The following is a 22102-nucleotide window of genomic DNA, read 5'->3' as shown; positions in this document are numbered from 1 at the left end:
TGATCGCATGCTGGAGGAAGGGCAGGAGGGGGGCCTGCCCGATGGGCTGACCGCGCCCATGCTGCATCTGGACGGGTTCGAGGGGCCGCTGGACCTGCTGCTGGAGCTGGCCCGGGCGCAGAAGGTCGATCTGGCACGGATTTCGATCCTGCAACTGGTCGAGCAATATCTGGCGATCGTCGAATCCGCCCGCCGCATCCGCCTGGAACTGGCGGCCGACTGGCTGGTGATGGCCGCGTGGCTGGCCTGGCTGAAGTCGCGCCTGCTGCTGCCGGCCGAGGACGGCGAGGATGTGGACGCCGAGGAGGCGGCCGAACTGCTCCAGGCGCGGCTGGTCGAACTGGCGCGGATCGGGCAGGCGGCGGCGTGGCTGGGCGCGCGCCCGCAACTGGGCCGCGACGTGTTTGCCCGTGGTGAGCGCGAGGATCTGACGGAAATCGATCGCTCCGGGCTGGCGCTGGATCTGTCGCAATTGATGGGCGCCTATATGGCGGCCATGCGGCGGGGGGCGCGCAAGCGCGTCTACCAGCCCCGGCGGATGCATTTCTGGACGGTGCAGGATGCGCTGGCCCGCCTGCACCGGCTGCTGGGGGCGGACAGCATTCCCGGCGGAGGGGAGTGGTGCGAGCTTGGCGCCTTCCTGCCCGAGGGCGGGCCGGCCATGGAGGGCGAGGATGTGGAAGAGCGTATCCAGCAGCGCCGGGCGGCCATGGCCGGTACGCTGATCGCCGGGCTGGAACTGGCGCGCAACGGTACGATCGAGCTGCGTCAGGACGAACAATTCGGCCGGATCATGCTGCGCCCCCATGTGGGGGGCGAAGCAGCCAACGATCCGGACATGGACAGGATGGACGCGGCGGAATGACCGACGACAGCCAGCAGATTCCGGCCGCGCCGGCTTCCGGTGACGAATCGCATGCCGCGATTGCGGGAGCGCATGAGGAGTCGGGCGCGGGGGCCGTAGAGCTGGCGGTCCGGCTGGTGGAGGCGATGATCTTCGCCAGCCCCGACCCGGTGTCCGAACGCGCGATCGCCGACCTGCTGGAGGCGCAGGGGCTGGTGCCGCCCGAGGCGGAGGATCTGGCCGCCTATGTGCGGGGTGTGATCGACGGGGTGGTGACGCAATATGCCGGGCGGGGGGTGGCGCCCGTCCTGGTGGCGGGCGGATGGCAGTTCAGGACGGCGGCCGACCTGGCGCCGCGCCTGACCCGGGTGTTGCAGCGGCCCCGGCGGCTGCCCCGGGCCACGCTGGAGAGCCTGGCGATCATTGCCTATCACCAACCCTGCACCCGTGCGGAAATCGAGGAAATTCGCGGCGTGTCGCTTAGCCAGCAGGTGCTGGACAATTTGCTGGAGGCTTCGCTGATCGTGCCGCGTGGCCGCAAGGAGGTTCCGGGGCGGCCGATCCTGTGGGGCACGTCGGCCGATTTCCTGCGTTATTTCGGCCTGCGCGACCTGCGCGACCTGCCGCGCCGCGAGGAACTGCTGGTGGATGTGCCGGACAATCCGGCGCTGCGGGCCGCCGCGCCGGATGAGGCCAAGACGGATGGGGCGAAGACGGAAGCGGTTTCCGGCCCGCCGGGGGCGTGATAGGTGTCCATCCTTTCCGCGCATGTCGGTGCGTGCCGGCGCGCGGTTCGCGTCATGCCATGTCTGGGTCCGTTTTAATGTCCAAGTCTGAGAGCCTGACCGAAAATACGCGCTGGCGGCGATCCAACGCGCGTTGCCTGCGCTTCGGTGCTCATGGCCATCAAGGCCACTCCGCTCCGATGCTCGGCAACACACGCCGGGCGCGGCCCTGCGGGCCGCTCTCGCTCGCCAGCCCGCATTTTCCAGTCAGGCTCTGAGCCAGGGATCGGTCATGTTTGATTTCGCATGGTCCGAGATGGCGCTGATCGGTGTCGTCGCCCTGCTGCTGATCGGGCCCAAGGACATGCCGGTGGCGATCCGCACCATCACCGGCCTGATCAAGAAGGCCCGCAAGATGGCCTCGGAATTCCAGACCCATGTCGACGAGATGGTGCGCGAGGCGGACCTGACCGAGGCGCGGGACGCGCTGGGCGGCATCAGGCGCTTCAATGTCCGCAACCAGATCATGCGGGCGATCGACGATGACGGCGTGCTTCAGCGTACCTTCAACGAATCGCCGCTGGATGCTCGGCCTTCCGCGCCCCTGGTCCAGCCCCCGGCCGCGACGCCCGGTTTCGATCCGGACGGGCAGCATCGCTATGGCTACGTGCCGCCGGCGCAGCCCTATGAGGACGCCACGTTTCCGCCGGTCGCGGATGCCGGTCCGGCGCCGGCACTGCTGCCGCCTTCCGTCGCGCGGCGGCTGGCTGCCGACCGGGCGCGGCTGCATCCGCCCGCCTTCCTGCCGCCGGTACGGGTGATCCATGGGGCGCGACGGGTGCCCATGGACGGGCCGGCGGTGCCGCCCGCGCCTGCGGGAGAGCCGACATAATGGACCAAGCCAAGCCGGGAGAGACGATCCTGAACGACGATCCGGGCCATAACGATCCGATCCACGACCAGCCCATGCCGCTGCTGGAGCATCTGGTCGAACTGCGCCGCCGCCTGATCTGGTCGGCGGTGGCGTTCGGCCTGTGCTTCCTGCTGTGCTACCATTTCTCGGCGCGGATCTACCTGTTTCTCGCCCAGCCGCTGGGCGACGTGATGCGCGCGCAGGGCGAGCAGCCGCACCTGATCTATACGGCGCTGTACGAGGCATTCTTTACGTACATCAAGGTGGCGATCTTCGGGGCGGCGTTCCTGTCCTTTCCGATGGTGGCCATGCAGGCCTGGATGTTCGTGGCGCCGGGGCTTTATCGCAGCGAGAAGCGGGCTTTCCTGCCGTTTCTGGTCGCGACCCCGATCATGTTCGTGATGGGGGCGGCGCTGGCCTATTATTTCGTCTTTCCCTTTGCCTGGAAGTTCTTCCTCTCGTTCCAGACCGCCGACGGGCAGGACGGGTTGCAGATCCAGCTTCAGGCCAAGGTGTCGGAATATCTGGCGCTGGTCATGAAGCTGATCATGGCCTTCGGCGTGGCGTTCGAGCTGCCGGTGGCGCTGACGCTGCTGGCGCGGGTGGGGATCGTGACCGCCGCCACGCTGAAGCGCTTCCGGCGCTATGCCTATGTCGGTGCCTTCGTGGTCGCGGCGATCCTGACGCCGCCGGACATCATCACCCAGACCGGTCTGGCGGTGCCGCTGATCGGGTTGTACGAAATTTCCATCGTCTGCGCGCGTCTGGTCCAGCCCAAGCGCCCTGAGGATCTGGATCAGGAGAATATTCATGCATGATCTTCGCGCGCTTCGCGCCGATCCGGCCGCCTTCGACGCTGCCCTGACGCGCCGGGGGGATGCCCCCGTCGCCGCGCATGTCGTGCGGCTGGACGAGGATCGGCGCGCCGCCGTGACGGCGTTGCAGGACCGTCAGGCCCGGCGCAAGACGCTCTCGAAAGAGATCGGGACCCTGCGCCGCACGGGGGCCGACAGCGCGGCGCTGGAGGAAGAGGCTGTCGCGCTGCGCGCGGAGATCGAGCAGCTTGAGGCGGTGGTCCGGGACCGGGATGCGGAAATCCGCGACCTGCTGGTGACGCTGCCCAACCGGCTGGATGAGACCGTGCCCGACGGCGCGGACGAGGCCGCGAACGTGGTGGTGCATCAGGTGGGCGAGCGGCGGAATTTCGGCTTTGCTCCCCGCGAGCATTTCGCGCTGGGCGAGGCGCTGGGACAGATGGATTTCGAGACCGCGTCCAAGCTGTCGGGCGCGCGCTTCGTGGTGCTGCGTGGGGCGCTGGCGCGGATGGAGCGGGCGCTGGGGCAGTTCATGCTCGACCTGCATGCGCAGGAGCATGGCTATACCGAGACTTCCGTGCCGGTGCTGGTCAACGAGGCCGCGATGTTCGGCACCGACAAGCTGCCGAAATTCGCCGATCAGTCCTTCCGCACCGAGGACGGGCGATGGCTGGTGCCGACGGCCGAGGTGCCGCTGACCGCCAGCGTGGCGGGGGATATTCTGCCGGCATCCGCGTTGCCGCGTCGGATGGTGGCGCTGTCTTCCTGTTTTCGCAGCGAGGCCGGGGCTTCGGGGCGCGATACGCGGGGCATGCTGCGTCAGCATCAGTTCCAGAAGGTCGAGATGGTGTCTGTCACGCGGCCGGAAGACAGCGACGCGGAACTGGAGCGCATGACCCGCTGCGCCGAGACGGTGCTGGAGCGGCTGGGTATTCCCTATCGCCGCATGCTGCTGTGCGCGGGCGATACCGGCTTTGGGGCGGCGAAGACGTTCGACCTGGAAGCGTGGCTGCCGGGGCAGGATGCGTGGCGGGAGATTTCCTCCTGCTCCACCACGCGCGATTTCCAGGCGCGGCGGATGAATGCGCGCTTCCGGCCCGCCGAGGGCGAGGCGCCGGAGTTCGTCCATACGCTCAACGGGTCGGGTCTGGCGGTCGGGCGTACGCTGATCGCGGTGATGGAGAATTACCAGAACGAGGACGGCAGCATCACGGTGCCGGAGGTGCTGCGTCCCTATATGGGCGGGCAGGCCGTCATCACCGCCGGCTGACCTGTTTGCCCCCCGGACGCGCGCGTCCGGGGGATAGTTCAGGTGCGGGCAGCCGATCGGGGCTTGCGCCCGTTGCCGCCTGGGCCCTTGCCCGGCTTGTAGGGGCCGGAGCGCTTGTGTGCCGGCTGCTCGGCATTGTCCGCGCGGGCGCGGCTGCTCTGCTGGCGCAGCACGTCCTCGATCCAGTCGTTCAGGCGGGCGGTGGCGTCTTCGGCGTCTTCGTTCGCGCGGTAGGCGTCGGGGAAGCGGAGGGCCAGCCAGCGCCAGGCGACCAGGCGCTTGTGGCGTTTTTCCGCGCGTTCCAGTTCGATGCGGTCGGCGCTCTCGGCGGGGGGCAGGCGGCCGGTGCCGGGGGGGATGACCGGACGGCCGGCGGCGTGGTCCGCGGCCCATTGGACCAGGCGCTGGATGCCGTTGTCGCGGTCGTCGACCGGGCACATCGCATAGACCCAGCGCTGGGCCAGCGTGAGGCCGGTGACACCTTCCAGCGCGGTGGCGATGGCGAAGGCCTGTTCCATGTTCGCCAGGCGGTAATTCGGGTCGTCATGGCGCAGCACGGCGCGGCGGATGCGTGACAGCACGCCGAACAGGCTCTCCGACCCGATTTCGGCCGCGACCGCCTGGATGATGTCGGAATCGGGCTGGACCTGCGGGCGGAGGTCGGTGGGCTCGGCGGGTGGGGCGGCCAGCATGGCGCGCACGAAGCTGACGCTGCCCGCGCCGGCCAGCACGGCCACCACGCCCTGCTCGTGCTTGCCGTAGCGGCCGGCGCGGCCGCCGATCTGCTTGACCTCCTGCGCGTTCAGGTCGCGGGTCTGGGTGCCGTCGAACTTGCGCAGCGCGGTGAAGATCACGCGCCGGATCGTCAGGTTCAGGCCCATGCCGATGGCGTCGGTCGCGATCAGGATATCGGCGGCGCCGTCATTGAAGCGCTGGGCTTCGGCGCGGCGGACTTCGGGGCTGAGGGCGCCGTAGACCACGGCGACCTTGCGGCCGCGTGCCAGCAGCAATGCACGCAGGTCCAGCACCTCGCGCCGGGAGAAGGCGATCAGCGCGTCATGGGGTTTCAGGTCCTTGACCTGGACGGCTTCGCTGGCGGTGACCAGCGGGCCCTTGCGCTCCAGCCGCACCTCGTCCAGCGGGTCGCCGCACAGTTCGGCGATGCGGCGGACCATCGGCACGCAGTCCGGGGCGCCCAGCACATAGAGATGTCGTGCCGGGGCGCCCATGATCGCGGCCGTCCAGGCGGCGCCGCGATCGGGGTCGGACAGCATCTGGGCCTCGTCGATGATCGCGACATCGACGGGGTTGTGTAAGGGGCACATCTCGACCGTGGCGGCCAGGTGGCGGCTGCCCGGGACATCGATCCGTTCCTCGCCCGTGGCCAGGGATGTGGGCACGCCGCGCGCCGTCAGGGCTTCGCGGAATTCGTGGGCCAGCAGGCGCAATGGCGCCAGCGCCATGCCGCTTTCGGCGCGGGCCAGGGCTTCCAGCGCGGTGTGGGATTTGCCGCTGTTGGTCGGGCCGGTGACCAGCGTGATGCGGCGTTTCAAGGCCCGTGCGGTCTTGAAATGCGCGGCATAGCGATCGAGTGCCGCGACGCGGGCGATGACGGCGTTGCCGACCTTGCGGGTGCCGGCATCCGGGACCAGGGCAGGGGAGGTGGGGGCGCCGCCGCGCCATTCCGGCAGGTGCTTGCGCAGGGCCACCAGTTCCCTGGGGTCGAATTCCCAGTGTTCGGTGCCGTCCGGCTGCGGCACGCGGCGGGCGACGGGCAGGCGGTTCTCGGCGATCCAGCGCAGGGCTTCCTTGCCCGAGCAACGCAGCAGGCGCGGAACCTCGGAGAAGCCGACCAGGCTGGTTTCCCATTCCTGCAGCCGGCGTTCTTCCTCGGTGCGGCGGGTACGGGCGGCCTGTTCGATGGCCTCCTGTTCCTGCCGCCTGATGTCGGCGTCGCGCCGCATGCCCTCGACGAAGCCCGATTGCGGGTCCAGGGCGAAGGCTTCGGCCACCGCGCGGGACAGGGTTTCGGTCTCGGCCGGCGTCAGGACGCGGCCGGTGCCGTCGAACAGGTCGGCACGGACGGTCTCCACGGCCGCCTCGGGCGTGGGGGCGCTGGCGCGGAGGCGCGCGCGGACGACGACGCCGAGCGCGTCGAGCAGTTGGGCGTCGGCGGGTTCGGGCTCGTCGATGGTCGCGGCGGCGGCCTCGGTATCCGCGCGGGTTACCCAGACCTGGCCCGCGCGGCGGGTGAGGTCCATCAGGCGCGAGCCCCATGGCTTGCGGCGGACGGTGCAGAGGGCCGCGCGGAAGGTGGCGTCGTCGACGCGGTCCTGGCCCGGGACGAGGGCGCGGGCGACGGTGCGTTCCAGCTTGGGCAGTTCGCGGGTTTCGACCGTCAGGCCGGTTTCGGCGATGGCGGCGGCGACGGCGCTGGCGGCGGGAGAGTTGGATGTCATACCCGGTTTGTGCGCCATCGCGCGTCAAGTCTCAACGGTCGTGGTTGGGCAGACCTGACGCTGCCTCAACCCTCCGATCGCGGTTTTGTGCTGGCATCGGGGGCGTTGGGTGCTTAAACATCACTCCCTTCTGCACGAACGGGGCCTTGCCGCGGCTCGTGGCGTACTGAATCCCTGTGATGACGGAGAGTTCTGATCTCATGTCCGAGACGTTGACCATGCCTGTTGGGACCATGCCTGCCGGGACCGTGCCGAGCGGTCTGGAACCTGTTCCGGGTGAGGCGGGCGTGTATCATCTGGCCGAGCCGACCAAGACCTATGGCCACCTGAACGCCGAGACGGTGCTGACCGTCCATCACTGGACCGACCGCCTGTTCAGCTTCACAACCACCCGCGATGCGGCGCTGCGGTTCGAGAACGGGCAGTTCGCGATGATCGGCATCGAGGTCGAGGGCAAGCCGCTGCTGCGTGCCTATTCGATCGCCAGCGCGAATTACGAGGAACAGCTCGAATTCCTCTCCATCGCCGTGCCCGACGGGCCGCTGACCTCGCGCCTGCGGCACGTCAAGCCGGGCGACAAGGTGCTGATCGGCCGCAAGCCCACCGGCACGCTGCTGCTGGACAATCTGCGCCCCGGCCGCAACCTGTATTTCCTGTCCACGGGCACCGGGCTGGCGCCGTTCATGAGCCTGATCAAGGACCCGGCGGTCTATGAGCGGTTCGACAAGGTGATCCTGAGCCATACGGTGCGGATCTCGGGCGAGCTGGCTTATGCCAACCATATCCGCCACGAGTTGCCGCAGCATGAATTCCTGGGCGAGGACGTGTCGGGCAAGCTGCTGTACTATCCGGCGGTGACGCGCGAGGAGTTCGCCGTGACCGACCGCATTACCAAGCTGATCGAGTCCGGCAAGATCTTTACCGATCTGAACATTCCCGAGCTGGACCCCGAGCATGACCGCGTGATGATCTGCGGTTCGCCCGAGATGCTGGCCGATACCGAGGCGCTGCTGGAAGCCCGTGGCTTCGACGAGGGCAACAATTCCAACCCCGGCGCCTATGTGGTCGAAAAGGCGTTCGCCGAACGCTGAGCGGAAACCGACATGACGTATGATTTCGACCTGTTCGTCATCGGTGCGGGGTCGGGCGGTGTGCGCTGCGCGCGCATTGCCGCCGCGCACGGTGCCCGCGTTGCCGTCGCCGAGAACCGGCATTGGGGCGGCACCTGCGTCAATCTGGGATGTGTGCCCAAAAAGCTGATGGTCCAGGCCGCCGAATATGGCGACCTGGCCCGTGACAGCCACGGGTTCGGCTGGGATTTCGCCCCCGGCCATCATGACTGGGCGGCCCTGATCGCCGCCAAGGACCATGAGATCGCGCGCCTGAACGGCATCTATGTCTCGATGCTGGAAAAGTCCGGGGTGACGCTGTTGACCGGCACCGCCCGGTTCGAGGACGCGCATACGATCGTGATCGGTCCCGGCGAGCTGGCGCCGGAGGCGCCGGTGCGGCGCGTGACGGCGGCGCGGATCGTGATCGCGACCGGGTCGCGGCCCGATCTGCCCGAGATTCCGGGGATCGAGCATGCGATTTCCTCGGACCAGGCGTTTCATCTCGCGAAGCGGCCGAACCGGGTGTGCATGATTGGCGGCGGCTATATCGGGGTGGAGTTCGCCGGCATCTTCCAGGGGCTGGGGTCGGAGGTCGATCTGGTCTATCGCCAGCATCTGCCGGTGCGTGGGTTCGACCATGATCTGCGCACGGCCCTGCATCAGGCCATCGGGGACAGGGGTATCCGGCAGCATGAAGGGCGCTCGCCAGTTTCGATCCGTGCCCATGGTGACGGCTATACGGTCGTGCTGGACGATGGCGCGGAGATCGAGACCGATTGCGTGTTCTTCGCCACCGGGCGCAACCCGAATGTGGGTGCGCTGGGCCTGAACCATGCGGGCGTGTCGGTGACGGCAGGGGGGCGCATCGTCGTCGATGCCGTGGGCGAGACGAACGTGCCCGGCATCTTCGCCATCGGCGACGTGACGAACCGGCTGAACCTGACGCCGGTTGCCATCGCCGAGGGCCACTGCCTGGCCGATCGTCTGTTCGGCAAGGGGCGTCCGCGCGAGTGGTCGCTGGAGACCACGCCCAAGGCCATATTCTTCTCGCCGCCGCTGGCCAGCGTCGGGCTGACCGAGGATGAGGCGGCGCGGGACGGCACGGTCGATATCTATCTGGCGCGCTTCACGCCGATGCGCCACACGCTCAGCGGCCGGACGCGCAAGACGGTGATGAAGCTGGTGGTCGATCAGGCGAGCCAGAAAATCGTCGGCGCGCATATGCTGGGCGACGACGCGCCGGAGATGATGCAGGGGCTGGCCATCGCCGTGACGGCGGGACTGACCAAGCAGGATTTCGACCGCACGGTCGGCATCCACCCGACCTCGGCCGAGGAATTCGTGACCATGCGGGCCCGTACCCGCGTGACGGAACGCATCGCGGACTGACGCCGCGCGCTGCCCTGGCAGGCATCCGGTTTTTCGCCAGCCAGGGCGGCAATCAATGTTGCCGCATGCGAACGCTTGCGAAGCGTTCCGGCGTCAGCGTGAATGTTACGATCTTTCCCGAAGATTCCCCCGTGCTCCGCAGCCATGCGCGTGAGCGACGCCGATGCCGGCTGCCTATGGCAAAGCAATGCGCATTCGAATTTCCCATAGGAAAAACCTAATCAGAAGAAAATATTATTATTATTTCTGATGTTGAACATTTTTATTATGAAATGGAAGAGGACATCACGATGTCATAACAAAATCCGTAAAATCCGACAGCGAGGTACACTATGACGGTTGAGAAGGTCGATACGCTTGTCATCGGGGGCGGGCAGGCCGGCCTGGCCATGAGCGAGCATCTGGGCCGCCGGGGCATGTCGCACCTCGTCGTCGAACGGAGCCGGATCGCGGAACGCTGGCGTTCGGAGCGCTGGGATTCCCTCGTTGCCAACGGCCCCGCGTGGCACGACAGATTTCCCAACATGACGTTTCCCCATACCGATGGGGACGGTTTTGCGCCGCGCGACCAGATCGTCGAATATTTCGAAGCCTATGCCGGACAGATCAAGGCGCCGATCCGCTGCGGGGTCGAGGTGCTTGCCCTGCGCAAGGCGGATGACGGACAGGGGTTCCGGGCCGAAACGTCGCGGGGCGTGATCGACGCGACCAATGTCGTCGTAGCGACCGGTCCGTTCCAGAAACCTGCCGTTCCGCCCATCATCCCGGAAGATGCCGGAGTGATGCAGATCCATTCGAAGGATTACAGGAATCCCTCCCAATTGCCCGAGGGTGGCGTGCTGGTGATCGGGGCGGGATCTTCCGGCGCGCAGATCGCCGATGAATTGCGGCGCGCCGGCCGTCCGGTCTGGCTGTCGGTCGGCCCGCACGATCGGCCGCCGCGCCGTTATCGCGGCCGCGACTTCGTGTGGTGGCTGGGCGTGCTGGGCATGTGGAACACCGAAGTGCGTGATCCGGCGACGGCGCATGTCACGATCGCGGTCAGTGGTGCGCGTGGCGGGCATACCGTCGATTTTCGCGATCTTGCAGCATCCGGGATTACCCTGCTGGGCATGTGTGCGTCGTTCCGCAACGGCGTCATGGACATCATGCCCGATCTGGCCAGGAACATCGCCGAGGGCGATGCGAATTACCTGTCGATGCTGGATGCGGCGGATGCCTATTGCCTGAGCGAGGGATTGGATCTGCCGGAGGAGCCGGAAGCGCGCAGGATCGGCCCCGATCCTGCCTGCGTCACCGACCCTGTCCCGCAACTCGACCTGGCCGCTTCCGGCATCACCTCGGTCGTCTGGGCAACCGGCTACGCGCTCGATTTTGGATGGATCAAGTCGGACATTTTCGACGAGCGCGGGGCTCCGCGCCACCAGCGCGGCGTTTCGGAAGAGCCGGGGCTCTATTTCCTCGGCCTCGCGTGGCTGTCGCGCAGGGCGTCCCCCTTCATCTGGGGCGTGTGGCACGATGCGGACTATCTGGCCGGGCAGATAGAGGCCCGGAACGGAGGCTGACTGTCGCTGGGGCATCCAAGCGGGGTTTCCGCTTGATCATTGCCTGGCGATATGATGCACATGGCTGATGCGGGACGGAATGTGGGGCGCGACGCGCTATACGCTGCGACAATTGGAATATTTCATCGCCGCGGGTGATCTGGGGTCGATCACCCGTGCGTCGGAACGGCTTTCCATCTCGCAGCCATCGATTTCGACCGCGATCAGCCATCTGGAACAGGAGTTGGGCGTTCAGCTCTTCGTTCGCCACCATGCCCAGGGATTGTCGCTGACGCCGGCCGGGCACAGGATTCTGGCCGAAGCCCGGCATGTCATCGAACAGGCCGAAGGGCTGTATGCTGCGGCCTCGGAAGTGTCGGAACAGGTGAGGGGGCAGATTTCCGTCGGGTCGATGGTCACCCTTGCCCCGATGATCATGCCGGAACTGGCGCATCAGTTCACCTCGGCCCATCCGGCGACCGAGATCCGCCAGTTCACGGCGGATCAGGGACAATTGCTGGAAAGGCTGAGGCGGGCGGAAATCGATGTCGCCATCACCTATGACCTGCAGATTCCCGAGGGTATCCTTTTCTCGCCACTGGCGCGGCTACCGCCCCATGTGCTGGTCAGCGAGACGCATCCGTTCGCGGGGCGGGCGTCGGTCACTCTGGCGGAGCTTGTTGCCGAACCGCTGATCCTGCTCGATCTGCCGCTCAGTTCGGAATATTTTCTGGGCCTGTTCTTCGTCGAGTGCCTGCAACCCAGGATCCATTTGCGCTCGGCGCATCAGGATGTGGTGCGGACCATGGTCGCGAACGGGTATGGCTACACGCTTGCCAATGTGCGGCCGCGTTCGGATCTCGCCCTGGACGGCCGGCGGGTCGTCCGTGTTCCCGTCTCCGGGCAGCATCGGCCGATGGTGATCGGAACCGCGACGCTGGCCAATATTCGCCAGTCCCGGTTGCTGGAGACGTTCGAGGCCCATTGCCGGACCTGCATCTCGGACGATTACATCCCCGGCATGGACCCGCCTGCGGCCGAATAGCCCGGCTGACACAGCCCGTTCACCAGTTCGGCCAGGAAGCGGTCGGCTTCGGCAAGTTCGGCGCGGGTGACGTATTCGTCCGCCTTATGGGCCCTGCCGATGTCGCCGGGGCCGCAAATGATGCAGGGCAGGCCGAGTTCGTTCCGGAACAGCCCGGCTTCCGTGCCGAAATCGATCACACGCGTGGTGTTGCTGCGCGCGTGACGCAGGCCGAGAGACAGGAATTCGCTTCCGGGGTCGCCGGCAAGGCCCGGATAGGCGTTCGTGATGTCGATCTCGATCCGCCCGTGCGATCCGTCGCGGGTGAGCCGCTGGCCTGCCTCGTGCAGCCAGGCGATATAGGGCTGGGGCGAAATGCCGGGCAGCAAGCGGATTTCGGCCATGATTTCGCATCGGTCGGGCACGATGTTCAGGGCGGTGCCGCCCGAAATCAAACCGGTCTGGACCGTCGAGAAGGGGACATCGAAGCGCGGATCATGGGGTTCTGTTGACGCGATGTGCTTCTGGAGGGCCTGCATCGCGTCGACCATTCCCGCCGCCAGGACGATGGCGTTGATCCCGCGCAGCGGATTGGCCGAATGGGCCGCCCGTCCATGGCAGGTGAGGCGCAGTGCCACCTTGCCCTTATGTGCGACGGCGACTTCCATGCCGGTTGGCTCGCCCACCACGCAGCCTTGGGCGCCCATGCCTTCGTGACGCAGGAAATCCAGCAGCGAGCGCACGCCGACGCATCCCAGTTCCTCGTCATGGGAAATGGCCAGATGCAGTGGCCGGATCAGCGGCTGCGTCGCCGCGCGGGCGGCGGCGGTCAGCATGCAGGCGATGAAGCCCTTCATGTCGCTCGACCCCCGGCCGTATAACCGGCCGTCGCGTTCGGTCAGGGTGAATGGATCGGATGTCCAGGGCTGGCCGGCCACGGGCACCACGTCGGCATGAGCCGACAGCACGATTCCACCTTCGATGTCCGGCCCCACGGAGGCGAACAGGCTGGAGCGCCCTTCGTCGTAACCCGGCACCCGGTGGATGTGGGCGCCCAGCGCGGCAAGACGGTGCTCGATCCAGTCCATGATGGGCGCGTTCGAGGTTCCGCAGATGCTGGGAAAGGCCACGAGCGACGCCAGGGTGGAAACCGTATCATTCATTGGGCGTGCCTCCGCCGTGCCAGCAGCCAGTAGAGCGGTGCCGTGACCAGCAGGCCGACGATCCATGAGATGTCGGCCCCGTGCAGAATGCGCGCGATGGGGCCGGTGTAGAGATTGCCCGACAGGAAGGGGAACTGCACGAGCAGGCTGAGAAAGAAGCAGCCCATGGCGGCCTTGTTCACCAGGCCGTAGCGGCCCCCGTCGGGGCGGAAAAAGGCGTCGACGTCGTACACGCCGTGGTGGATGAGGTAATAATCGACCAGATTGATCGCCGTCCATGGCACCATGATTGCCATCAGCAGGTCCATGAATTCGAGATAGCTTTGCAGAAAGCCGTCGGCCATGAACAGGGCGGCCCAGACCGCCAGGCCGTACAGCGTCAGCGTGACCGCGATCCGCCATGACGCGCCGAAATGGCGCCGGGGGACGATGGTTTGCAGCACCGACAGCAAAGAAAGCGTGCCGCAATAGACATTCATGGCGACGGGGCCGGCGATGCCCAGGGTGAAGGCGCCGAAAACGGGCCATTTCAGCCAGCCCAGACGCAGGGCCAGCGCCGCGACCGGCGAGCCGCCGGCCGTCATTTCCAGCCCGACGCCGAGCCCGACGAGCATCGGCAGCGCGGCACCGAGGCAGGAACCCGCATAGGTGGCCAGGAAGGCGCCGCGGGTGCCGTGCGCGGTATCGGGCAGATAGCGCGAATAGTCCGAAACATAGGGTGCGAATGCGATCTGCCAGAGTGCGACGATCGAAAACGCGCCCAGAAAGCTGACGAAACCGCCGGAGGGAGCGGGTGGTGCCACCGGCGGGCCCGATGGGATGAGCAGAAACGAAAGGCCGCAGAGAGCGAGGGCCACCGCGCCCAGCACGGTGCCGACCTTGCCGGCAAGATGCAGCATGCGATAGCCGGCGATCGCGGGAACGAGGCAGAACAGGGCGATGAGAACCACGGCCACCGCACGCGCCCACGAGGGGAAGAGCAGGTTCAGCGTCGAACCGCCGAGGACGAGGTTCGAGGCGGTGAAGCCGACATACATCAGGACGACGAGGACGGTGATGAACGCCGCACCCCAGAGGCCGAACTGGCCACGGGCCTGAACCATCTGCGGTACGCCCAGCACCGGCCCCTGCGCCGCATGCAGCGCCATCAGCAGGCCGCCCGCGATATTGCCCGTCACAACTGCGAGAAGGGCGATCGCGGCGGACAGGTGGAAGACGGTGGACGTCAGCGCGCCGGTCATCACCGTCAGGATCATCAGGTTGCCGCCGAACCAGATGGTGAACAGGTCGCGCGCCGAGCCGTGGCGCCGGTTCCGCGCGATGGGGTAGATGGTTCCCGTTTCGATAAGTTCAGCGGGCATGCCGCGATCATTCCCTCTGGCCGGTGTGTCGTGATGCTGGCGGGGCGATTCAGTCGAGCTGCGCGATGATATCGACTTCGACCAGCCACTCCGGCCGTGCGAGGGCCACGACCACAAGGCCGGTAAAGACCGGGAAAACGCCATGCAGATGCCGGCCGAGCACGCGATAGACGGATTCGCGATGGCGGATATCCGTCAGATAGACGGTCACCTTGCAGATATGGCGCGGTTCGGCCCCGGCTTCGGCCAGCAGAAGCAGGATGTTCCGCGCCACTTGCTCGGCCTGTCCCACCGGGTCGCCGACGGCGATGTTCTCGCGGGTGTCGAGGTCCTGGGGGACCTGGCCCCGGAGATAGACCATCTTGCCTGCCACGACTGCCTGGCACAGATCGTTGTCGAGATTCTGCTCGGGGTAGGTGTCCTTCGTGTTGAAGGGCCGTATCCGGCGGTGCGTCATGTTCATGGGAAGATCAGCCATATCCAGTTTCATGTCCGAAGCACGATCGTCCGGCCAGCCGGATGCCGGCCCCGGTGGGTTATCCGGAACGATCCTTTTTCGGAATGAAGACAGATACCATCGCGCGTGCCGGGCAAAGAATTAAAAACCGAAGGGGAGCTTCGCGGATTCGGATGCAGCGCGGACGGTGCCGCGCATTGGATCGAAAATTCCGTATCAGTTCCTCCAAATCCAATTATTGCGTGCCGGGTATGATCCGATACGATAACGACATCAACATCAATATTTCCAGGCTGGCTGGATCAGTATTCAGTTGCCTTCAGATGTATTTTGACATTGTCGCAGAAAATAAATCGCCGGGGTGTAATATCCGTGTCCAAGTCTTCTGATTTTTGTGGCGCAGACATGAAGTGTCGGATCGCTGTTCGCAAGACGATCCGTAGCCGGCGACGGGGTGATCGTCGTGATCATATCGGTGCCGTCGCTGCGGCCCTGCTCCTGACGTCGGCGCTGACCGGCGTGGCTGCCGCCGCGCCCGTTCCGACCGAACGACCTGCTGCAAAAACGCAGGAAAGGCCGCATGCTGCCGGACGGGCCGCGGCAAGGCATGCCCGGCCGCTTCCGTCCGTTGTAGCACCGGAGGTGGAGAACATGACCGTTTCCGCCCGCCGTCGCGCCCATGGCACCATGATCACCCTGGGCAGCGCGGACATCCAGCGCGCCGTTGCCGGCACCAATCCGCTGAAGGTACTCGGTGCCCAGCCCGGCATCATGTTCCAGTCCGCCGATCCGCAGGGCGTGGATACGTGGTCGAGCCAGATCTACATGCATGGGTTCATGCAGAACCAGATCAGTACCACGCTGGACGACGTGCCGCTGGGTGAACTCGTCTATCGCAATTACAACGGCCTTAACCCGATCGAGGCGATTTCGTCGGAGAATGTCGGCCGTCTCGACGTCTCGACGGGGGCCGGTGCGGAATCTGTTGCCAGTACCAATAATCTGGGTGGTTCGATCGAATATGTCTCGTCCGATCCGAAGAAGAAGGCCGGCGGCCAGGTCAACCAGACCTTCGGCAGCAACAGCATGTTCCATACCTTCGCCCGCGTGGACAGCGGCGCGCTGAACGATACCGGTACGCGTTTCTACGTGTCCTATTCGCGCAATGACATGCATAAATGGAAGGGGGGCGGAAACGACTTCACCCAGCAGGTCAACGCGAAGCTCATCCAGCCCGTGGGGGCGGACAGCAGCGTGAGCGCGTATTTCGACTGGAGCGACCTGCACGAATATCTCTATCAGGATTATTCACTGGATATCCTGCATAATGGCGGGTATTTCGTCGATAATTATTACAATGGCCGGTATTCGGGGTATGCGAATGCCTATAATGCGGCGCTTGGAAACTATCCTTCTTCCCTCGACAGGATATCGGACAAGGCCGATGCGGCCTATTATGACGGTTCGTCGAACATCAACGATTATTTCGGCTATCTGAAGGGCGATTTCGCGCTGACCGATCGCCTGCGCTGGAAGACGACCGCCTATGGCCACGGCCAGGACAGCATCCTGACATGGAGCAATCCGTTCTACCCGTCGCCGAATGGTGCGCCGATGTTCGAGCAGGTCAAGCAGCCGAGCATCCAGCGGTTCGGCATTCTGTCGGCGCTGCATTACGACATCGCGCGCAATCATATCGAGGCGGGTGTCTGGTACGAAAATAACCGTTTTGTATCGAGCATGTTCGGCTACGAACAGCCTCTGCCCGGCCAGGGAAGCCCGATCAACTCGGTGGGCGGTTTTGCGAACCTGACGCCGTTCATGCAGCTTTACGGGCAGACGATCAATACCAATACCTTTACCACCTATGCCCAGGATACCTGGAACGTCCTGCCGAACCTGGCCCTGCATTTCGGTTTCAAGTCGCTTCTCAACGTCTCGCGCGCCGGGAATGCCTATTACAACACCGGTTATTATGGGAACGATGCGTCGGTCGGCGGTGTCGGGCTGACGACGTTCCGTGCCTTCCTGCCGCATATCAGCGGGGATTGGCATTTTCTCAAACATCATGAGCTTTATTTCGATATCGCTGAGAACGTGCATGCCTATCCGCAGGCGCAGTTCAAGACGGCAGCGTCGCCTTTCGCCGTGACCCAGTCCGCCTATGACATGGCGCGGCCGGGGCTGAAGCCCGAGAGCGACTGGGCCTATGCGGTGGGCTATCGGTACAGCGACAGGCTGATGGATGCGACGATCCATGCCTATCGGGTAAATTTCTTCAACCGGCTACAGATGATTTCGTCGGGTGCGATCATCAACCCGCAGACGATCGTCGCCAATGTGGGCGGGATCACGATGAATGGCGTGGATGCCGGCCTGACGCTGCGGCCGCTTCGCGGCCTCTCTTTTACGAACAGCGTCAGTTATAATCACGCCACCTATGACCAGAACGTGGAAAGCGGCGGGGTGGTGTACCATACGCGCGGCGTGCAGGTCGTGGCCTATCCGCGTGTGATGTACAAGACGGCGCTGAGCTATCGCTGGCGTGACCTGGAAGCGCATGTCGATGCGGCCTACACCACGCGGCGCAACCTCAGCTATGTCGGCGATGCGAAGGTGCCGGCCTACTGGATCGCGAATTTCGGCATGAATTACCGCCTGACGGATCTGGTGGCCTCGACCGCCGGAGGGCGGTTCCTGAAGGGGCTCGAACTGGGGTTCAACATCTATAACCTGTCCAACGCGCGCTATGTCTCGACGATGGGCGAAAACGGGTTCTCGCTGTCCGGCGACTACCAATCGTTCCTGGTCGGGGCGCCGCGACAGTATTTCGGCTCGATCAAGGCCGAGTTCTGAGGCAGGTCCACCGGACAGGAATTGTACCATGACGTTTTCCATCGTTGCCCGCTGCGCGCGGACCGGTCAGTTCGGTCTGGCTGTCGCATCGTCATCCCCCGCCGTCGCCAGCCGGTGCGCCTTTGCCCGGGCGGGGGTCGGCGCCGTCGCCACGCAGAACATCACCGACCCCACGCTGGGGCCGCGTGGCCTGGATCTTCTGGAGCGTGGCGCGTCGGCAGGGGAATGTGTGGCGATTCTCACCCGGAGCCGCCTTGCCGCATACCGTCAGCTTTCGGTCATCGACGTGACGGGCGATACGGACGTGTGGTCCGGGGCGCAGACCCTGGGCATCCACGGGTCGGCGAAAGGGCACAACGTTGCGTGCGCGGGCAATCTGCTGGCGGAAGCAGATGTACCCGTGGCGATGCGTGATGCCTTTGCCGGCGGTGACACCGGGCAGGAACTGGGGCAGCGCCTGCTGGAAGCGATGCAGGCCGGGCTGGCGGCTGGGGGGGAGGCAGGACCGATCCGGTCCGCGGGTCTGCTGGTCGTCGATGCCCATGCCTGGCCGCTGACGGACCTGCGGGTGGATTGGGACGAGCGGCCGATCGACCGCCTACAGGCGCTCTGGTCGCTTTGGGCACCTCAGGCACGCGATTATACGTTGCGGGCGATCGATCCTGCCACCTCGCCATCCTATGGCGTGCCAGGTGATGAATAGCCTGTAGCGGTAGCAGATTGCGGGTGAGGGCAAGCCTTCACCCGTCGGAAGAATCCGCGTGTAACCGGGCGGCTCAGCGCGGCGTGACCCAGCCGTTGCCGGTGGCGTCGCCAAGCTGGCCCTGGCCGTAGGGGCTGCTGCTCTGATAGGCGCTGCCGAAGCGCGAGAGGTCGGTGCCGGTGACGGAGTCGCGATGGACGTTGGCCTCGTGGTCCGGGTCGGGCCCGTGGGTCATGTCCATCGACGGGGCGTCCTGATATCCGGGCGGCAGACTGCGGCGGCCCTGGACGGTCATGTCTTCGCCGTGCTGGGCTTCGACACCCTCTTCCTGCGCGGGCTGGCGCTTGTTCGTGGCGTCTCCGGGGGCGGCAAGTGCGGGGCCGGCAAGCAGGCAGAAGCCGGCCAGGAGCGGAAGCAGGCGGGTGCGGAACGTGGCCGGCATGGGGAATCCTTCCATTTATATGGAACGCAGCATGTCATGTGTGCCGTGGCCCGTTAAGGCCCCCGTACCGCTATCGTGTCGAAGCGTCCCTGTGTCAGCCGGGTCTAGCCGATTGCGATGTATCGTTGCACGCCTGAAAAACATGGCAGGCAGGCACGAAAAGCGACGCATCCGAAGGCCCGGCGCACGAATATGTCGTGCGATCGCTGGCGGGCGATGATCGTCTTTGCGTTCAGGGACGATTTTCGACATAAAGGCTGCCCCTTTGCAAGGCCGGCCATCGGGGTGCGGGCTGGGGAAGATGGCGGCGCGCATCGCTGGGATGTCGCGACCGGACGATCAGAGGAATTTTAGGAAGCGACCATGAGTGCGACGCACAGCCACGACAAATCTTCCCGGCAGGCCTGGACGCCGGAAAGCTGGCGGTCGTTTCCCATCCGTCAGGTTCCGTCCTATCCCGACGCGGCCGCCCTTGGGGCGGTCGAGGAACGGCTGCGCCGATATCCGCCGCTGGTCTTTGCTGGCGAGGCGAGGCGGCTGAAGGCCAGTCTGGCCGCCGCGTCGCAGGGCAAGGCCTTCGTGCTGCAGGGCGGCGCGTGTGCCGAGAGCTTCAGCGAATTCACCGCCGACATCGTCCGCGACACGTTCCGCGTGCTGTTGCAGATGTCGGTGGTGCTGACCTTCGGCGCCAAGGTGCCGGTGGTGAAGATCGGCCGCATGGCCGGCCAGTACGCCAAGCCCCGTTCGTCGGACAGCGAGACGATCGATGGCGTCAGCCTGCCGTCCTATCGCGGCGACATCATCAACGGCGCCGCGTTCACGCCCGAGGCGCGGATTCCCGACCCGGTGCGCATGGAAACCGGCTATTTCCAGTCGGCCGGCGTGATGAACCTGCTGCGGGCCTTCGCCGGCGGCGGCTATGCCAACCTGCATCAGGTGCATCGCTGGAACCTGGGCTTTGTCGAGCGTTCGCCCCTGGCCCAGCGCTATGGCGTGCTGGCCGAGCGGATCGACGAGACGCTGGCCTTCATGGCGGCGTGCGGCGTGAATGGCGCGACCACCCGCCAACTGGACGAGACCGAGTTCTATACCTCGCACGAGGCGCTGCTGCTGCCCTATGAGCAGGCGCTGACGCGCGTCGATTCCACGACGGGCGAGTGGTACGACTGCTCGGCGCATTTCGTCTGGATCGGTGATCGCACCCGCCAGCCGGATGGCGCGCATGTCGAGTTCCTGCGCGGGGTGCGCAACCCGATCGGCATCAAGGTGGGGCCGACGACGACGATCGAGGATCTGGAGCGGCTGCTGGAGATCCTGAACCCGAAGGACGAGCCGGGCCGGATCTCGCTGATCTCGCGCATGGGGGCCGAGGGCGTGGGGCGGCATCTGCCGGCGCTGCTGCGCAAGGTCGTGGCCTCGGGGCGCACGGTCACGTGGTTGTGTGATCCGATGCACGGCAACACGATCTCGACCGTCAACAAGATCAAGACCCGCTCGTTCGAGGCGATTTTGACCGAGATTCGCGGCTTTTTTGACGTGTTCCAGGCCGAAAACGCCCACCCTGGCGGGGTGCATGTCGAGATGACCGGGCAGAACGTGACGGAGTGCGTGGGCGGTGCCCACCGCTTGACGGAGGCCGATCTTGGTGAGCGGTATGAGACCTTCTGCGACCCGAGGCTGAATGCCGAGCAGTCGCTGGAGATGGCATTCCTGCTGGCCGAGGAACTGACGGCACGCCTGCGCGGCGGGTCCGGGACGAAGGGCACGGAGGCCGCGTAACGGGAAGATCCTCGGAGGAACGATGTCGGCAGTCCAGTCTTCTACGGCATTCGGTCCATATCAGGCGCTGGATGACGCGACCATCCGGGCCCGGACCGATGCCTATTTCAACCGGACGCGCGACATCGTCACCCGCTTCGGCGACCAGCGGGTGACATATGCCCTGTTCGTCCGCCGCCCGGTCCTGTCCGCGACGCGGCTGATGACCGAGTGGCTGGACAATGTGGCGCGCGCGCGGGGGATTACCCTGACGCATGAAGTGATGTTTCCCGAGGGGGCCTGGGTCGGGGCGGGGGAGCCGCTGGTCTATATCACCGGCTCGTTCGCCGCGCTGGCCGACCTGGAGACGCTGCTGCTGCAGAAGCTGGGGCCGCCCTGCGTGGCGGCGCTGAATGCCTACCAGATGGCGATGGCGCTGCCGAAGGTGCGTTTTCTGGCCATGGAGGCCCGGCACTGCGCGGGCTTCGAGATGCAGGAACAGATGGCCTATGCCGCCTCGGTCGGCAGCCTGGCGGCCCGGAACGAGGGGGCCCTGGGGTTCGTCGGCGGGGCCAACGATGCCACGGCGGGCTTTTTCGGCCAGTCGGCCGGACTGGGCACCATGCCCCATGCCCTGATCGGCTATGCGGGATCGACCCTGCGTGCGGCCGAGATGTTCCACGAGGCATTTCCCGAATCCGACCTTGTGGTCCTGACGGATTATTTCGGGCGGGAGATCACGGATGGGCTGGCGGTGTGCCGCGCCTTTCCGGAACTGGCGGCGGCGGGACGGCTGGCGGTGCGGCTGGATACCCATGGCGGGCGGTTTCTGGAGGGGTTGGACCCGCAATTGTCCTACGCCGCGCTGGAGCGCAACACGCCCGGCACCATCCGGCGCTACCGGTCCGAGACCGAATTGCGCAATCTGGTGGGCACCGGCGTTTCGGCCGCCGCGATCTGGCGCATGCGCGAGGCGCTGGACGAGGCCGGCTTTCCCCGGGTGCGGATCATCGTCTCGTCGGGCTTCAACGTCGAGAAATGCCTGGCGATGGCCGATGCGCATGCGCCGATCGACGTTGTGGGTACCGGCTCCTTCATTCCCGATCGCTGGTCGGAGACCTATGCCACCGCCGACATCGTGTCGTATGACGGCGAAGCGCGCGTGAAGATCGGCCGTGAGTTCCTGCTGCGCCGCGCGGGTGCCCGGGCTGCTGCCGGCACTTGATCCCACTCTCCCGCCGGGGCATGCCCGTGCGGGCATCATCAC

Annotated in this window: 18 protein-coding genes; 13 read left to right on the top strand and 5 right to left on the bottom strand. The window is 65.8% G+C overall.

Annotated features, from left to right (window positions below; translation table 11 throughout):
• The first annotated feature begins 7 nt into the window (after nt 1–7).
• From HLH29_RS03220 to serS, 5 genes are all read left to right on the top strand, one after another.
• Nucleotides 8–865, top strand: a complete 858-nt coding sequence (locus tag HLH29_RS03220) for a segregation and condensation protein A (RefSeq protein WP_182964687.1) — start codon at nt 8–10, stop codon at nt 863–865.
• On the top strand, nt 862–1590 hold the full coding sequence (gene scpB, locus HLH29_RS03215) for an SMC-Scp complex subunit ScpB (RefSeq protein WP_182964567.1): 729 nt from the start codon (nt 862–864) through the stop codon (nt 1588–1590). Before HLH29_RS03220 ends, scpB begins: the two co-directional genes overlap by 4 nt.
• 271 nt (nt 1591–1861) lie before the next feature.
• Nucleotides 1862–2461, top strand: a complete 600-nt coding sequence (gene tatB, locus HLH29_RS03210) for a Sec-independent protein translocase protein TatB (RefSeq protein WP_182964566.1) — start codon at nt 1862–1864, stop codon at nt 2459–2461.
• Nucleotides 2461–3300 carry a twin-arginine translocase subunit TatC gene (gene tatC, locus HLH29_RS03205; protein ID WP_182964565.1) on the top strand — a complete coding sequence of 280 codons (840 nt, stop codon included), beginning with the start codon at nt 2461–2463 and terminating at the stop codon, nt 3298–3300. Before tatB ends, tatC begins: the two co-directional genes overlap by 1 nt.
• Nucleotides 3293–4567, top strand: a complete 1275-nt coding sequence (serS, locus tag HLH29_RS03200; protein WP_182964564.1) for a serine--tRNA ligase — start codon at nt 3293–3295, stop codon at nt 4565–4567. Before tatC ends, serS begins: the two co-directional genes overlap by 8 nt.
• 38 nt (nt 4568–4605) lie before the next feature.
• On the opposite strand, the gene HLH29_RS03195 is transcribed toward serS, so the two are convergent.
• The gene (locus tag HLH29_RS03195) at nt 4606–7026 is read right to left on the bottom strand and encodes a helicase-related protein (RefSeq protein WP_182964563.1); all 2421 of its coding nucleotides are present in this window, start codon (nt 7024–7026) and stop codon (nt 4606–4608) included.
• A gap of 200 nt (nt 7027–7226) precedes the next feature.
• Between HLH29_RS03195 and HLH29_RS03190 the strand changes: the two genes are divergently transcribed.
• From HLH29_RS03190 to HLH29_RS03175, 4 genes are all read left to right on the top strand, one after another.
• A complete protein-coding gene (locus tag HLH29_RS03190) occupies nt 7227–8117 on the top strand; it encodes a ferredoxin--NADP reductase (RefSeq protein WP_182964562.1) in 891 nt (296 codons plus the stop codon).
• A 12-nt stretch (nt 8118–8129) separates the two neighbouring features.
• A complete protein-coding gene (gene gorA / locus HLH29_RS03185) occupies nt 8130–9527 on the top strand; it encodes a glutathione-disulfide reductase (protein WP_182964561.1) in 1398 nt (465 codons plus the stop codon).
• 332 nt (nt 9528–9859) lie between these two features.
• Nucleotides 9860–11092, top strand: coding sequence for a flavin-containing monooxygenase (locus HLH29_RS03180; protein WP_182964560.1), 1233 nt, complete (start codon nt 9860–9862; stop codon nt 11090–11092).
• Nucleotides 11093–11159: 67 nt separating this feature from the next.
• Entirely contained in the window at nt 11160–12116 is a 957-nt protein-coding gene (locus HLH29_RS03175) for a LysR family transcriptional regulator (protein WP_246373711.1), read from the top strand.
• Here HLH29_RS03175 and argE read toward each other — a convergent pair.
• The 3 genes from argE to HLH29_RS03160 are packed head-to-tail and all read right to left on the bottom strand — an operon-like array spanning nt 12080 to nt 15076.
• Complete coding sequence (gene argE / locus HLH29_RS03170) at nt 12080–13258, bottom strand: acetylornithine deacetylase (RefSeq protein ID WP_182964559.1); 1179 nt, start codon at nt 13256–13258, stop codon at nt 12080–12082. The genes HLH29_RS03175 and argE overlap by 37 nt on opposite strands.
• On the bottom strand, nt 13255–14619 hold the full coding sequence (locus tag HLH29_RS03165) for a purine-cytosine permease family protein (protein WP_182964558.1): 1365 nt from the start codon (nt 14617–14619) through the stop codon (nt 13255–13257). The genes argE and HLH29_RS03165 overlap by 4 nt, the downstream gene beginning before the upstream one ends.
• Before the next feature lie 49 nt (nt 14620–14668).
• Nucleotides 14669–15076, bottom strand: a complete 408-nt coding sequence (locus HLH29_RS03160) for a RidA family protein (RefSeq protein ID WP_182964685.1) — start codon at nt 15074–15076, stop codon at nt 14669–14671.
• Nucleotides 15077–15727: 651 nt separating this feature from the next.
• Here HLH29_RS03160 and HLH29_RS03155 point away from each other — a divergent pair.
• Together HLH29_RS03155 and HLH29_RS03150 are read left to right on the top strand one after the other, a co-directional pair.
• Nucleotides 15728–17932, top strand: coding sequence for a TonB-dependent receptor (locus HLH29_RS03155; protein ID WP_246373709.1), 2205 nt, complete (start codon nt 15728–15730; stop codon nt 17930–17932).
• A 28-nt stretch (nt 17933–17960) separates the two neighbouring features.
• Complete coding sequence (locus HLH29_RS03150) at nt 17961–18635, top strand: DUF1028 domain-containing protein (protein WP_182964556.1); 675 nt, start codon at nt 17961–17963, stop codon at nt 18633–18635.
• 73 nt (nt 18636–18708) lie between these two features.
• On the opposite strand, the gene HLH29_RS03145 is transcribed toward HLH29_RS03150, so the two are convergent.
• Nucleotides 18709–19077, bottom strand: a complete 369-nt coding sequence (locus tag HLH29_RS03145; RefSeq protein WP_182964555.1) for a hypothetical protein — start codon at nt 19075–19077, stop codon at nt 18709–18711.
• Nucleotides 19078–19440: 363 nt separating this feature from the next.
• On the opposite strand from HLH29_RS03145, the gene HLH29_RS03140 reads away from it, so the two are divergent.
• Nucleotides 19441–20856, top strand: a complete 1416-nt coding sequence (locus tag HLH29_RS03140; RefSeq protein WP_182964554.1) for a class II 3-deoxy-7-phosphoheptulonate synthase — start codon at nt 19441–19443, stop codon at nt 20854–20856.
• Nucleotides 20857–20878: 22 nt separating this feature from the next.
• Entirely contained in the window at nt 20879–22060 is a 1182-nt protein-coding gene (locus HLH29_RS03135) for a nicotinate phosphoribosyltransferase (protein ID WP_182964553.1), read from the top strand.
• Nucleotides 22061–22102: the final 42 nt, after the last annotated feature.

The sequence above is a fragment of the Gluconacetobacter tumulicola genome (assembly GCF_014174215.1).
Taxonomy (GTDB): domain Bacteria; phylum Pseudomonadota; class Alphaproteobacteria; order Acetobacterales; family Acetobacteraceae; genus Gluconacetobacter; species Gluconacetobacter tumulicola.
The sequence above is the reverse complement of the archived record's forward strand: the minus strand, read 5'-3'. Positions and strand labels throughout refer to the sequence as shown.